Source organism: Actinomadura geliboluensis (genome assembly GCF_005889745.1).
Lineage (GTDB): Bacteria > Actinomycetota > Actinomycetes > Streptosporangiales > Streptosporangiaceae > Spirillospora > Spirillospora geliboluensis.
In genome coordinates, this window is sequence record NZ_VCKZ01000268.1 from 1 (window position 1) to 13,425 (window position 13,425).

At 71.9% G+C, this 13,425-nt stretch carries 16 protein-coding genes; 6 read left to right on the plus strand and 10 right to left on the minus strand.

The features are described from left to right. Nucleotides 1-7: 7 nt before the first annotated feature. Nucleotides 8-1,219, minus strand: a complete 1,212-nt coding sequence (locus tag ETD96_RS29680) for an FAD-dependent monooxygenase (RefSeq protein ID WP_138639796.1) — start codon at nucleotides 1,217-1,219, stop codon at nucleotides 8-10. Nucleotides 1,220-1,362: 143 nt separating this feature from the next. Between ETD96_RS29680 and ETD96_RS29685 the strand changes: the two genes are divergently transcribed. Continuing rightward, entirely contained in the window at nucleotides 1,363-2,142 is a 780-nt protein-coding gene (locus ETD96_RS29685) for an IclR family transcriptional regulator (RefSeq protein WP_138639797.1), read from the plus strand. Nucleotides 2,143-2,314: 172 nt separating this feature from the next. Here ETD96_RS29685 and ETD96_RS29690 read toward each other — a convergent pair whose 3' ends face one another. The 4 genes from ETD96_RS29690 to ETD96_RS29705 all read right to left on the minus strand — a co-directional run bounded on the left by ETD96_RS29690 (nucleotide 2,315) and on the right by ETD96_RS29705 (nucleotide 5,142). Continuing rightward, a complete protein-coding gene (locus tag ETD96_RS29690) occupies nucleotides 2,315-2,758 on the minus strand; it encodes a DUF3592 domain-containing protein (RefSeq protein WP_171069294.1) in 444 nt (147 codons plus the stop codon). A 235-nt stretch (nucleotides 2,759-2,993) separates the two neighbouring features. Next, the gene (locus ETD96_RS29695) at nucleotides 2,994-3,428 is read right to left on the minus strand and encodes a hypothetical protein (protein ID WP_138639799.1); all 435 of its coding nucleotides are present in this window, start codon (nucleotides 3,426-3,428) and stop codon (nucleotides 2,994-2,996) included. A gap of 153 nt (nucleotides 3,429-3,581) precedes the next feature. After that, a complete protein-coding gene (locus ETD96_RS29700) occupies nucleotides 3,582-4,562 on the minus strand; it encodes a helix-turn-helix domain-containing protein (protein ID WP_138639800.1) in 981 nt (326 codons plus the stop codon). Between the two features lie 193 nt (nucleotides 4,563-4,755). Next, on the minus strand, nucleotides 4,756-5,142 hold the full coding sequence (locus tag ETD96_RS29705) for a hypothetical protein (protein WP_138639801.1): 387 nt from the start codon (nucleotides 5,140-5,142) through the stop codon (nucleotides 4,756-4,758). A gap of 386 nt (nucleotides 5,143-5,528) precedes the next feature. On the opposite strand from ETD96_RS29705, the gene ETD96_RS29710 reads away from it, so the two are divergent. Together ETD96_RS29710 and ETD96_RS29715 are read left to right on the plus strand one after the other, a co-directional pair. Further along, nucleotides 5,529-6,617, plus strand: a complete 1,089-nt coding sequence (locus ETD96_RS29710; protein WP_138639802.1) for a zinc metalloprotease — start codon at nucleotides 5,529-5,531, stop codon at nucleotides 6,615-6,617. A gap of 22 nt (nucleotides 6,618-6,639) precedes the next feature. Beyond that, on the plus strand, nucleotides 6,640-6,960 hold the full coding sequence (locus tag ETD96_RS29715) for a hypothetical protein (RefSeq protein ID WP_138639803.1): 321 nt from the start codon (nucleotides 6,640-6,642) through the stop codon (nucleotides 6,958-6,960). A gap of 73 nt (nucleotides 6,961-7,033) precedes the next feature. Here the strand turns inward: ETD96_RS29715 and ETD96_RS29720 are convergent, their stop codons facing one another. From ETD96_RS29720 to ETD96_RS29730, 3 genes are all read right to left on the minus strand, one after another. Then, nucleotides 7,034-8,194, minus strand: coding sequence for a hypothetical protein (locus tag ETD96_RS29720; protein ID WP_138639804.1), 1,161 nt, complete (start codon nucleotides 8,192-8,194; stop codon nucleotides 7,034-7,036). Nucleotides 8,195-8,219: 25 nt separating this feature from the next. After that, nucleotides 8,220-8,699 carry a peptidoglycan-binding domain-containing protein gene (locus ETD96_RS29725; RefSeq protein ID WP_138639805.1) on the minus strand — a complete coding sequence of 160 codons (480 nt, stop codon included), beginning with the start codon at nucleotides 8,697-8,699 and terminating at the stop codon, nucleotides 8,220-8,222. Between the two features lie 303 nt (nucleotides 8,700-9,002). Beyond that, nucleotides 9,003-9,569, minus strand: a complete 567-nt coding sequence (locus ETD96_RS29730) for a TetR/AcrR family transcriptional regulator (protein WP_138639806.1) — start codon at nucleotides 9,567-9,569, stop codon at nucleotides 9,003-9,005. Between the two features lie 71 nt (nucleotides 9,570-9,640). On the opposite strand from ETD96_RS29730, the gene ETD96_RS29735 reads away from it, so the two are divergent. From ETD96_RS29735 to ETD96_RS29745, 3 genes are all read left to right on the plus strand, one after another. Then, on the plus strand, nucleotides 9,641-10,774 hold the full coding sequence (locus tag ETD96_RS29735) for an FAD-dependent monooxygenase (RefSeq protein WP_138639807.1): 1,134 nt from the start codon (nucleotides 9,641-9,643) through the stop codon (nucleotides 10,772-10,774). Between the two features lie 78 nt (nucleotides 10,775-10,852). After that, nucleotides 10,853-11,482 carry a ClpP family protease gene (locus ETD96_RS29740; protein ID WP_138639808.1) on the plus strand — a complete coding sequence of 210 codons (630 nt, stop codon included), beginning with the start codon at nucleotides 10,853-10,855 and terminating at the stop codon, nucleotides 11,480-11,482. Next, nucleotides 11,479-12,084: a ClpP family protease gene (locus tag ETD96_RS29745; RefSeq protein ID WP_138639809.1), complete on the plus strand. Its 606-nt coding sequence runs from the start codon at nucleotides 11,479-11,481 to the stop codon at nucleotides 12,082-12,084. The genes ETD96_RS29740 and ETD96_RS29745 overlap by 4 nt, the downstream gene beginning before the upstream one ends. A 4-nt stretch (nucleotides 12,085-12,088) precedes the next feature. On the opposite strand, the gene ETD96_RS29750 is transcribed toward ETD96_RS29745, so the two are convergent. Beyond that, a complete protein-coding gene (locus tag ETD96_RS29750; protein WP_138639810.1) occupies nucleotides 12,089-12,445 on the minus strand; it encodes a helix-turn-helix domain-containing protein in 357 nt (118 codons plus the stop codon). Between the two features lie 95 nt (nucleotides 12,446-12,540). Next, on the minus strand, nucleotides 12,541-13,332 hold the full coding sequence (locus ETD96_RS29755; protein ID WP_205719513.1) for an alpha/beta fold hydrolase: 792 nt from the start codon (nucleotides 13,330-13,332) through the stop codon (nucleotides 12,541-12,543). Nucleotides 13,333-13,425: the final 93 nt, after the last annotated feature.

Consider the following 13,425-nt stretch of genomic DNA (forward strand, 5'->3'; position numbering starts at 1 on the left):
CCGGACGTCATGTGTCCGGTGTGCTCGCTAGGGCGTTTTCCGGGTCGTAGTTGTAGATCCAGGCGTTGGCCACCAGGGGGTCGGCGGTGGTGAAGGAGTCGTCTCGGGCCTGTTGCTCCGGGCCGTCCGGGAGGTGGTTCACGAGGGACCGGGCGTGGCTGACCTCTTGGAGACGGGTGGTTCGGGGGATCCGCAATCGCTCGTAGCGGCGCAGGGCCCGGGGCGGGTCGTCGGGGTCGTCGGCCAGGCAGCGGGCGAGGACGGCGGCGTCCTCGATGGCCTGGGCGGCGCCCTGCGCGAAGAAGGGGAACATCGGGTGGGCCGCGTCGCCCAGGAGGGTCACGGCGCCCTCGGTCCAGCGCCTCAGGGGCGGCCGGTCGAGGAGGGCCCAGCGCCCGGGGGTCCCGGCCGCGCGGATGAGCGCGGTGAGCCTCGGGTCCCAGCCTTCGAACTCGTGCAGGAACTCCTCGACCGTCGCCGTCGCGGTCCAGGACTCGACGGCGTCGTCCCCCGCGGGGGCGAACGCCACGAGGTTCACGAAGCGTCCGGCGGAGACCGGGTAGTGCACCAGGTGGTGGTCGGGGCCGATCCACAGGGTCTGGGCGTTGCGCCGCGCGAAGGCCGGGGCGCGCTCGGACGGGACGAGCGCGCGGAAGGCGCAGATGCCCGAGTAGGTCGCGGACGCTGCTTCGGTGATCACACCTCGGACGATCGAGTGGATCCCGTCCGCGCCGATCACGACGTCGGGCTCGACGGTCTCACCGTCGGCGAAGCGCAGCACCGGCTGCCTCTGGGCCCGCATGGTCAGTTCGACGCACCGCTTGCCGAGGCGGACGGCGTCGTCGGGGACGGCCGATCGCAGGACGTCCAGCAGGTCGGCGCGATGCGCGGTGTAGGTGTGCTCGCCGTACAGCCGCTCGCATGCCGAGGCCAGGTCCTCGGCGGACAGGACGGTGCCGTCCCGCCACCGGCGGAACTCCCAGCCGACGTCGAGCCGGACGGCACGCGCGGCGAAGGCGTCCAGCACACCGAGCCGGCGCAGCAGCCGGGCCATGTTCGGGGCCGCTACCAGCCCCGCGCCCACCTCCCTGAGCTGCGACGCCTGCTCGTAGACGGTGGCCGTGATCCCTTCGCGGCGCAGGAACGCGCTGGCCGCCAGCCCGCCGATGCCGCCTCCGACGATCGCGATCCGCGGTCCTGCGGCTCCTGCGCCGATCATCTGCTCACGCTCCCGCCCTCCTCGGCAAATCCGGTACCGCGATGATCCCCTCCTGCTCCTCTCGCGCCATCGGGGTGTTCATCTGATGAACATGGTTGTTAGGCTGCCGGGTCACCCGAGACCGGAGGGGGGTGCGTACCCGCATGCCGCGTACCCGTGAACCGGGCAGGACGGTCGGCTCCCGCCTGCTGGACGTCCTCTTCGCCTTCGGGCCGGACCACCCCGACCTGAGCCTGGCGGATCTGGTGCGCCTGACCGGCATCCCCCACCCGACCGCGCGCCGCATGGCCCTCGAACTGGTGAAGGCGGGCGCCCTCGACCGCCGGGAGGACGGGCGGTTCACGGTCGGGCTGCGGCTCTGGCGGCTCGGGACGCTGGCCCCGCTGACGGAGTCCTTGCGGACCCTCGCGCAGCCGTTCATGGAGGACCTGCACAGCGCTCTGCAGCAGCATGTGCAGTTGGCCGTGCTCGAAGGACGCCAGGCAGTGGTCATCGAACGGCTGTCCGCGCCGAGCGCCCTGGGCTTGATGTCGCAGGTCGGCGGACGGCTCCCGCTGCATTGCTCCGGCGTGGGCAAGGTGCTGTTGAGCCACGGCGGCCCGGACCTGGTGGAGAGCGTCCTGGACGGCGGCCTGCGCAAGTACACCTCGCGGACGATCACCGACCCCGGGGAGCTGCGCAGGCAGATCGCCGCGTGCCGCCGGACCGGGACGGCGACCGTCCACGGCGAACTGACCGGGGAGGCCGACTCGGTGGCCACCCGGATCGTCGACGGCCGCGGCCGGGTCGTCGCGGCGCTGTCGGTCGTCCTGCGGAAGGGGTCGGTCAAGCACCAGGCCGCGCTGCCGTCCGTGCTGGCGAGCGGCCTGGGCATCTCGCGGCAGCTCGGCTGGCGCCCCGGAACGGCCGTCCGCCACGGCTGAGCCCGTCACCGCCCGTGACGCGGCGGCCCGGCCGGGCCGATGCGGACGCGGTCGGCGGCGGCGAGGATCGCGGAGGCGCCGCCGGCCGGCGGGTGGATCGCGGCGCCGCCTAGGTTTCGCTCAGGACGGCGTATCCCTCGCGAACGCCGGGGCCGGTGCGGGCGTCCGCGGATCAGCGCTGGAGGGGAGGCGCGTCGGTGGGAGACCGCCGGACCACCAGGTCCCGGGCTCGGGCCTTCTTGGCCCTGCTCCGGTACGCGAAGGTCCCGAACACTCCGAGGTTGACCAGCCAGATCAGCCCGTGCACCTGCCATCCCGGCCCCTGGCCCGGCCGCCTGGCGTCCACCGCGCTGTCCGCCGGCCGGGCCCCCTGGTACCACACGCGGACGCGCTCGCCGGCCTTCGGCATCTCCACCCAGGCGCGCTCCTCGATGGAGGTCCGCACCCGCTGACCTGACGAGGTCCGGAAGTCCACGTCCGCGTAGCCGGTTCCCTTCGCGTCGGTCCACGTCCTGACGACGGCGGCGGACGCCTCGGACCCACCCCACTCCGCCTGGATCGTGAGGGAGCTGGTGACTGCGCAGAACACCCCGGCTCCGGCGATGAACGTCGCCATCCCCCCGGGGACCGCTATCGGTCCGCGTCTGTGCCTGCTCACTCGGAAACGAGCCCGATGGCGCTGTTCGAGCGCCTCCATCCACGTCCCCCGACGGCTCACAGCGCCTCCCCCGGTTTCTCATGTGACGCCTTCCTCCGCCCCGGGGTTGCTCTGACCGAGCCGTCAGCGATCGTGCGAGCACAGGCCGGAGAGGCCCCGGACCAGTCCGGAGCCCCTCCGCTCGCGCTCGCCGTCAGCAGCGGAACTGGTTGACCTCCCACCGTTCGTAGGAGCGGCCGAGGTCGGGGCGCCACGACTGGCCGGCCTGGACGGTGCTGTAGTACTTCCACCTGCCGCTGGAGTCGGTCGTCCTGATCTCGGCGCAGTACCCGGAGGCGACGTAGTAGCCGTCGGCATAGGGCCAGCCGAAGCCGGCGGCGCAGTCCGTGCGCTGGCCGACCGGCAGGACCCTGTCGTAGTAGCCCTCGGCGTAGATCTTGCCGTAGCCCCGCCAGTCGAACATCACCCCGAGGCCGATGTCGCCCTGGTTGCTGATGTAGCTGGTTCCGGGCGAGCACGCCCTGGCGCCCGAAGGGGATCCGGCGGGTGCGGCGTTCGCGGTGGCGCTCAATGGGAGCATGGCGGCCACGCTCAGGACCAGCACCGACAATCTCTTCCCGTACTTCATCGTCCTCCTGCCCTTTCGGAACGTCTCCGGTTCTCTCCGATCGAGGGTGCGGGACGCGGAGGATCATGTCGTTACGGCGCAGTGCACACTTCTTTAGTGAGCGTGCACTCCCGACGGACGCGGCGCACGGCCTGGGCTTATGGGTGGCTGGCCTTACGAGGAGCTGGTCGCCGCCGTCCGGCGGAACTGGCGGGGTGAGAGGCCGTAGGCGGCGCGGAACGCCTGGCTGAAGTGGGCCGAGCTGGTGAAGCCCCAGCGGGCCGCGATGGCGCCGATCGGGGTGGCGGTGAGCAGCGGATCGCTTAGGTCACGCCGGCACTGTTCCAGGCGGCGTTCGCGGATCCAGCCCGCGACGGTGCGCTCCTCGGCGCGGAACAACTGGTGCAGGTAGCTCAGCGAGATGTGGTGGGCGGCGGCGATCGCGCTCGGGGTCAGGTGCGCGTCGCCCAGGTTCGTCCGGATGAAGGCGTGGATCTGGGCGAGGAGCGCGCGCCGCCGGCTGCCCGGCGGTACCGCGCTGCCCGCCTCCAGGGCGTCGGCCAACGCGGCGGTCAGGACGTCGAGAGTCAGCGTGGACACTCGCGACGCCTCGGCCGCACTGAACTGTTCGAGGCGCCGAGCCAGCTCCAGCAGGTACTGCGAGGCCAGCGCACCGATGCCCCGATCGCCACGGATCCGAACTGCGCTGAGATCCCGCAGCCCCCGTTCGGGTAAGGGCAGCACGGAGCGCGGGAACTGCAACGAGAGCAGTTGGCCGCCCGCAGGGTCCGTCGATCCGAATGTGGTCATGTAGGGACGCGAGCTGTCACGGAGCATCAGGTCACCGGTGCGCAGTTCCGCGTCGCGGCCGGCTTGTTCCGCTGTGGCGTCACCGCGCACGGCGCAGGTGATGAAGAAGGTCTCCGGGTCCGACTGGCGGATGAGCCGGGGCGTGCGCTGGATCGTCAGCGACCGCGCGGTCAGCAAAGTCGCCTGGACGGAGCCGAGCCCGCCGAGGGCGACATGCGCCTGGAACGTGTCCTCCAGATGCGGCTCGCTGTGCGCATCCAGCGGCATCCACATCTTCGCGCTCATCTCGCGCCAGAAGGCGAACCGCTCTTTCGCCGGAACGGCGGCGAAACTGACCACGTCCATGACCCACCAAAGCTGTTGGCGCCGCGGGGTTCGATCAGCAGCATCACCCGGGAGGCCAGGCCGCCGCAACCGCCGCCGCCGATACACGGTGATGGCATGCGTGAGCAGGCCCCGGACGTGCGGCAACACCGTCCGGGGCCCTCGCCCCCGTTCAGGCCCGCTCCGCGCGGCCGCGGAGCGCGCCGGCCGCGGGTCAGATGGTCACGCAGGGCAGGCCCACCGAGTGCCATTGCCCGGCGACGCGGGACCAGCCCTCGGCGCACACCTGCCCGGTCCCCCGCGCGGACCAGCGCTGCGTGTCGTGGCCGGCGGGCCAGTAGCCGTTCGGCGAGGACCGGCGCGAAAGGCCCGGCCCCCAGACGTCGAGGTGCCCGTCATTGACCCTGGTGTGGTCGAACTCCGCCCAGACCTGGTAGCCCAGGCCGGTGTACGCCGTGTAAACGCACACGTTCCAGTTGCAGCCGGACGGCCCGTTCACGTCGGTCGTCCCGGCGGGCGCGGCCTGCGCCGCGCCGGCCGTGGACAGGACGAACGCTGCCACGGCCGACGTGGCGAGCCCCGCCATACGGCTGGTTTTCATGCCTTCCCCTTTCCGTTCTGCTTTCCTCCGAAAGGATGTGGCCACGACCGGGGTCTTTTCTTTCACCTGCGTGCACGGTTCTTTAGCCTCAATCCACCGATGGCGCATCGAGCCGTGGGGCAGCGCCCGCCGCATCACGCTCAGCGCGACCGGGCGCCCTCCACCCCTTCAAGACGGCGCCGGTGCATTGCCGGAGCGCGACCCCGGAAACCGGGTTTTCGAGCGGCATGTACTTCGCTTACCTCATAAAAGGGTTGAAACTGCAATAGTTGCCTAATTTTGGAGGTTTTTGGGTTTTCGCGACTTAAGACTCGGCGGGGGCAGGTAGGTCTACCGGCAGGGCCAGGCCCCCACGCGGGGCCGGTGAGACGTGAAAGGACTTCGCCATGACCGAGAACTTCCCGGCACCGAGACGCGACCTGTGCGGCGCCATGCACGTGCACCGCCGGCTGTTGAACGAGAGCATGACCTACCGCGCGCAGCGCGCCCGGATCGAGAGCCGGGCACTCCAGTACGAGACCGGGCGGCGCAGTTCGGTGCGCCGCGGAGTGGTCACCCTCCCGGTCGTCGTCCACGTCGTCCACAACACGCCGGAGCAGAACATCGACGACGCGCAGATCCACTCGCAGATCGACGTCCTCAACCGCGACTTCAGGGCGGCCAACCCCGACGTGTCGCGGGTGCCGGAGGTGTGGCGGACGCTGATCGCCGACAACGAGGTCGAGTTCGCCCTCGCCACCGTGGACCCGCTGGGCGACCCCACCGACGGCATCATCCGGGCCGCGACCGACCGGACCTCCTTCGACGTGGACGACGGGGTGAAGGCGGCCGCGACGGGCGGCTCCGACCCGTGGCCGACCGACCAGTACCTCAACGTGTGGGTGTGCCAGCTGGGCGGCGGCCTGCTCGGCTACGCGCAGTTCCCCGGCGGACCACCGCCGACCGACGGCGTGGTCATCCTGCACACGGCCTTCGGGACGACCGGCACCGCCACCGCCCCGTACGACGGGGGCCGCACCGCCACCCACGAGATCGGCCACTGGCTCGACCTCTTCCACATCTGGGGCGACGACGACGGCGCGTGCAGCAACGACGACCGGGTGGCCGACACGCCGAACCAGGCGGACTCCAACGTCGGCAAGCCGGCCTTCCCGCACGTGACGTGCAACAACGGGCCGAACGGCGACATGTTCATGAACTACATGGACTACGTCGACGACGACAGCATGTTCATGTTCACCCAGGGGCAGCGGGAGCGGATCAACGCCTGCCTGGAGGGGGCGCGGGCCTCCTTCCTGGTCGCGCGGCAGGCGGCGCCCGCGAAGCAGCCCGCCGCGGCGGTGGCGCCCGCCCAGGCGCAGGCAGGGGACGGCGACGTGGAGCGGCTCCTGCACGACTCCGAGCGGCTGACCAAGGAGGTCCTCGCCGACATCCAGAACATGCTGGGGCTCGTCGGGCACGAGACCGGCAAGTGACCCGCCGGGGAGAGGGGACCGCATGAACGGTCCGCCGCCGGACGTGACCGGCACCTGGATCCACGCCTTCGAGGAGGACACCGGGGAGGCGGCGGTGTACCGGCCCGCCGACCACCCGTTCCGTCCCGCGCGGCGGCCGCGGCGCCGGATCGAGTTCGGCGCGGACGGCACGTTCATCGAGCATCGCCCGGGGCCCGACGACCGTCCGCGTCCGGTGCGGGGCCATTGGGCGTGGCAGGGGGCGAACCGCATCGCCGTCACCTTCCCGGAGGGACGCGGCGGCGCGCCGTTCGGCATCACCGTCCTGTCCCGCACCGGCGACCGGCTCCTGATCGCGAAGTGAGCAGGACCGCTCGCCGATTACGGAGTCTGAAAGGGACGGTCGTCGAGGCTGGACGCTTCAGAAGCGTCCAGCCTCACTGCTGCGGTGGTGGTGGCGGCGGCCGGTCCGCCGGGCCTCGCGGAGTCGGTGCCGGGGGCAGCGCGGTGTTGTGCGCCGGGTCCCGGACGCTGTCGAGGACGGCCTGCCCCTGCCGGTCGACGAACTTGGTGAACAGCTCCTGCGAGTAGCCGAGGACGACGGCCCAGGCGATGATCTGCGCCGAGGAGTCCAGCGCGCTGAGCCCGGGGATGAACGCGCCGCGCATCAGCAGCAGGCCGAGCACCGCGGTGATGGCCCCGGTCGGCAGCTTGAGCATCGCCAGCGCGACCGGGATGCCGAACGCGGTGGACGTGCCGCGGATCTTCCGCAGCGCCGACGCCGCCGCGATCCCGGCCGCGACGAGGCCGACGAACTCGACGACGATGTAGTCGCCCCAGCCGGCGACGTCGCGGGTCCGCGCCGTGAGGTCCCCGGCGGGCACGGACGCCGCCGCGTTCGTCGGGCAGACGACGCCGAACTCGCCCTGCGAGCCGGGGCTCGGCGACGGGGTGAAGCACAGCGGGACGGCCGTCGTCCACAGCGCCGACAGCACCCCGATGAGGATGACGACCGCGCACAGGAACACGGTGATCCACTGGACGATCCACACGAAGCTCTCGGCGCGCAGCTTCTCGCGCAGCGCGGCCTGCCGGGCCGCGTCCACCGCCGCGACGAGGCTGATCAGCTGCGCGTCGGTGAGCGGCACGGACCGGTCGGCCTCCTGCGCGTCGCAGGTCTCCCGGGCGATTCGCTCCACGAACACCCGGTTCTCGTCGGTCGGCGGCAGGTGCTGCTTGACCGTCGCGTACATGGCGGGCAGGTACGACTGCAGCTCCAACGGCGAGAGCGTCCGCATCCACAGGGACCGCCCCGAATTCAGATGGAGTTGGGCCGTCGTTATATGGGCTCCGGACAAGAACCTGCTGTGGGCAACGGCGTCCACGGCGTTCTCCGCCCGCTTCAGGGCCTCCTCAGCGCCGTGCAGCAGTTGGGCGTCGCGGGCGGACATCTCTCCGTGGTCCCGGCGGGCGGCCAGGAGAGCGCCGAGTTCGTGGACGCCCGCGCGCACCTCTTCGCAGAGCACCCAGGAACCGCGCTCGTGCCGCCATCCCCGGAACCGCGAGGCGCCGGGCGCCCGGCCGATCACTCGGCTCATCCGCACTCCCGGATCCGGGCCGCCGTCAGACGGCGATCGCGACCCGCTCGCGCCAGGCGGCCTCCCAGGTCGCGCGGTCGACCTGCCCCGTCACGGGGAGGCCGAGGGCCGCCTGCAGGGCCCGGCACGCGACGGCGGTCTCCTCGTCGAAGGAGCCGTCGATGTTCTTGATCCGCCACCCGCGGCCGTCCGCCTGCCGCTCCCAGGTGACGACGGCGTCGCCGTAGGAGCCGACCCGCAGGACGTCGGCCGGCGCGGGCGGGGGCTGCGTGCTCGGGGCCTCCCAGGCCGCCCGCCAGGTGATCGGCCCGACGATCCCGTCGGCGTTCAGCTGGTGCTCCTGCTGGAAGTTCCGGCAGATCCGCTGGCTGGCCTGGCCGTACTTGCCGTCCGGGGCGATGTTCCAGCCGCGGTTCTTCATCTGCTGCTGCCACATCTGGACGGTCGTGCCGCTCGTGATCGGCGGATATTTCATCAGCGGGGGCTGAAAGGCTGGGGCCGACATGGCATCTCCTCTCCTCGCACCTTTTCTTTCAGTGAAACAGCGCGGGTAGGGCGGGACCACCAAGGGACCGTAGGTCGTCGACAGAGTTCCGTTCGATCGGCCGCCCGATTTCCGGGTTGGGCAGACCCGGCGGTGCCCGTCCGGCCGGGCGCTGACGGCCGCCGAGGCGCCACGCGAGTGCTTGATCAGCGCCGCGCAAATGACAAATCATCTATTGCCGCCGCGAACATATCCGAGTACGCGAGCCTGCCCGGCGCGTGTCGGGACGAAGTGTCCGCGCGAGGCCGTTGCACCCGGCGCGGATCAGCGCAGGAGGCCGGCGAGGAAGGCGGCCACGTCGCGGCGCAGTTCGTCCAGTGTCGGATCCTCGCCGGCGCCGGCGAGCGCGTAGAACATGACGCCCTCGGCGTAGGCCACGAGGCGGCGCCCGTCGCCCTGCGGGTCGGCGGAGCCCAGGGCCGCCATCAGCGCGACGGCCGGCTCCCGGAAGTGGCGGCCGCTCGCGTCGTACAGCGACCGCAGTTCCGGGCGCCGGGTGGCCTCCAGCGCCAGCTCGTAGCGGGCGAGGGTGCGCCGCCGCCCCTGGGTGAGCTGCGCGTGCAGCAGCCGCGCGAGCAGGTCGGTCGCGAGTTCCGGCCGGTCGGGGACGGACGCGATCCCGAGCGCGGCGAACTGCCGCTCCTCGAGTTCGTTCAGCCGCGCCAGGGCCAGTTCCAGCAGGGCCGCGCGGGTGCGCGCGACGTTGGAGGCGGCGCCCGGGGGCAGTCCGGCGGCGGCGTCCACGGCCCGGTGGGTCAGCCCGCGCATCCCGCGCTCGGCCAGCAGCGCGATGGCGGTCTCGGCGACCAGCTCGGCGCGCGTCGTTCCCATGGTCGGACACCCTACTTGCCGAGTGATCACTACATCCGTAGTCTGGACTACAGACGTAGTGGAGGTGTGCGGTGAAGGCGATCGTGATCGGTGGCGGGATCGGCGGGCTGACCGCCGCCGCGGCGCTCAAGGGCCGCGGCTGGACGGTCGGCGTCCTGGAGCGGGCCCCGACGCTGGAGCCGGTCGGGTCCGGCCTGGCGATGATGCCCAACGCGCTGCGCGCCCTCGACACCCTCGGCATCGGGGACCGGGTCCGCGAGCTCGCGACGTTCGCCGGCGACGGCGGGATCCGGCGGCCGGGCGGCGGCTGGCTGAGCCGCACCAGCGCCGAGGCCGCCGCCGCGCGGTTCGGCGACCCGACCGTCGTCCTGCTGCGCGCCACCCTGGTCGACCTGCTGCAGGGGCTGCTCGACCCGGCGGAGATCCGCCTCGGCGTCACCGTCGAGTCGGCCTCTCCCGACGGGACGGTGACCACCTCCGAAGGCGTGGAGAGCGCGGACCTCGTCGTCGCCGCCGACGGCATCGGCTCCGGCGTGCGGTCCGCGCTGTTCCCCGCGCACCCCGAGCCGCGGTACACGGGCCTGACGGCCTGGCGGCTGCTCGCCGCCGACCCGCTGGGGAACGGCTCCTTCTCCGAGACGTGGGGCCGCGGCCTGGTCTTCGGGGTCAACCCGATCGCCGGCGGCCGGGTCTACTGCTACGCCACCGCGCCCGCCCCGGCCGGGACGACGGCGCCGGACGAGAAGGGTGAGCTGCTGCGCCTCTTCGGCGCCTGGCACGACCCGATCCCCGAGCTGCTGCAGCATGCCGACCCCGCGCGCATCCTGCGCAACGACATCTTCTTCATGCCGCGCCCGCTCCCCGCCCTGCACCGCGACCGGATCGTCCTGCTGGGGGATGCCGCCCATCCCATGACGCCCAACCTCGGCCAGGGCGCCTGCCAGGCGATCGAGGACGGCGTGACGCTCGCATACGAGGTCACGGAAGGCGCCGGGCTCGCCGGGTACACCGCCGCCCGGCGAGACCGCACGGCGGCGATCATGACGCGGTCCCGGCAGATCTCCCGCCTCACCCAGATGCGGAACCCGCTGGCGGTGGCCCTCCGCGACGCGGGCATGTGGGCCGCCGGCCGGCTGGGGCAGAACCTCGTCCTCAGCCAGGCCGACCCCGTCATCAACTGGACCCCGCCCGGCGGACGCCTGTAGTGCCCACGCTGCTCTGAGCAGATCCGCCGTGGGCAGATGCGGCTATCACCGGTGCCGGCGGCGGCGCAGAGTGAGGGCATGAGCGAGGAACAGAAAATCCCGTTGTTCAACGAACGAGTGCGGAACGAGCTCTACCACCAGCGCGTCCTCGTGCTGGACGGCCCGCTCGACGACGACAACGGCACGCTGCTGGCCACCCAGATGATCACCCTGGCGCGGGAGGACGCGTCCGCCGACATCGCGCTGTGGATCCACTCCCCCGGCGGGTCGGTGCCGTCGATGCTCGCGATCCGCGACGTCATGCGGCTTCTCCCATGCGACGTGTCCACGACGGTGCTCGGCATCGCCTACAGCGCCGGCCAGTTCCTGCTGTCGTCCGGCACCCGCGGCAAGCGCCGCGCCATGCCGCACGCCCGCGTGCTGATGCACCAGGGCTCCGCCGGGATCGCCGGCGCCGCCGTCGACATCGAACTGCAGGCGGGCGACCTGCGCCACACCCGGGACACGGTGCTCGGGCTCATCGCCGAGGACACCGGGCAGCCCCTCGACCGGATCTTCGAGGACTCCCTCCACGACCGCTGGTACACGGCGCGGGAAGCGCTCGAATACGGGTTCATCGACTCGATCGTCAGCACCTTCGACGAGATCGCGCCGCCGACCCACCGCCCCGTCGGACTCCGCGTCCGCCCCGAAGGAGCCGCCCGATGAGCACCTACACGATCCCGAACGTCATCGCGCAGCACCCGCGCGGTGAACGGATCATGGACGTCTACTCGCACCTGCTGACGGAGCGGATCATCTACCTCGGCACCGCCATCGACGCGGGAGTCGCGAACGCCCTCGTCGCGCAGCTGCTGCACCTGGAGGCCGACAACCCGGAACGCGACATCCAGCTGTACATCAACTGCGAGGGCGGAGACCCCAGCGCGATGCTGGCGGTGTACGACACGCTGCGCTACATCCGCGCGCAGGTGGCGACGACATGCGTGGGGCAGGCGGTCGCCGTCGGCGCGGTGCTGCTGGCCGCGGGCGCCCCCGGCAAGCGCGCCGCGCTGCCGCACACCCGCGTCGTCCTGCACCAGCCGATGGGGCAGAGCCGCGGAGCGATCCCCGACCTCATCCTCCAGGCGGACGAGGTCGTCCGTGTGCGCTCGGACATCGAACGCATCCTCGCGCGGCACACCGGCCAGGACACCGCGACGCTGCGCACCGACACCGACCGCGACCGCGTCTTCACCGCGCAGGGCGCGCTGGACTACGGCCTCATCGACCTGGTGCTCGAGGAGCGGCAGCCGCTCCCCGCGGTATGACGCCTTACGCGGCGAGCGCGTAGGCGGCCTGGCACGTCGGGCCGGCCGGAGCCCGTCCGGCCGGCACGGCCAGCAGGCTCGTCGCGACCGCGAGCGTCAGGTCGGCGAGCGTCATGTCCAGGGCGCCGGCGACCGCGGCGATCATCTCGCTCGACGGCTCCTTGACACCCCGCTCCATCTCGGAGAGGTACTGCGGCGAGACCCCCGCACGGCGCGCGGTCTCCACCAGCGTCTCGCCGCGCTCACGGCGCAGCTCCCTCAGCCGGCCGCCGAGCGCGTCGCGCCACAGCGGCTCCGCCGGCGGGCGGCTCTCGGTCGGCGTCTCGTCGGCGGGCATGAGCGGTCGGACGGTCTCGGCCATGCGCACATCGTAAATCGGCGGCACTGTCACCCCCTAGCCGTTCCGCCGACCGCAGAACGGGGATCGGCAGGGCACCCTGCCGATCCCCTCCCCCTTCAGCCGAGAACGTCCAGAAAACCTCTGACGGCAGCCGCGAATCCCGCAGGGTCCGTGGTGTGGACGAAGTGGTCGCCGTCGAGCTCGGCAAGACGAGTGTTAGCCCGCCGACCGACGATCTCACGGCCCTCCTCGGCCGTGATGACCTGGCTGCTACGGGCCATCACGAACAGAGCGGGGCAATCGCTGGCAATCCAGTCGGCCCAGTGGTCGCCCCGCGTTCCCTCCTCCGAGGCGATGGTGTCCTGCGGATGGAACGGCAGGCGCCAGCCACCGTCCCCGGTGGGCCGGAGTTTGTCACCGAGCATCGGCGCCAGCGGGCCGATGGCGTCCAGAAGCGCCTCCCTGCGGGACGCGCTGTAGGGCATCGACAGCACGAACGACAGTGCGCTGGGCCCGTCGTCGAGGTCGCAAACCGGCCCCTCGACATTGACGATCCCCGTCACGCGTCCGGGATGGCGGGCGGCGATCTGAAAGGCCGTGATGCCGCCGCCGGAGTGACCGAGCGTCACAACCTGCTCGATCCCCAGATGGTCGAGCAGCGCGACCGCATCATCGACGTAGTCGTCACGCGTGTAGGAGGCGGCCCGGTCAGAGTCACCGTGCCCCCGCTGATCAGGTGCGATGACCCGCCACTGCGGCGCCAGCGCCTCGGCCAGCTGCTCCCACGTCCGCCCCTCGTAGAGATGCCCGTGCAGAGCCAGCAGCGGCCGTCCCGCCCCACCGAAGTCCAGAAAGGACAGCCGCCGCCCGTCGACGCGCACCTCGCCACGCATTCCAGTGCCGTTCATGCTCGAACCTCCATCAGGTGTCTCCCTCGATGAACAGCACCCTGTCCGCACCCACTGACCACCAACGCACCACCCACTGACAACCCCCACCCC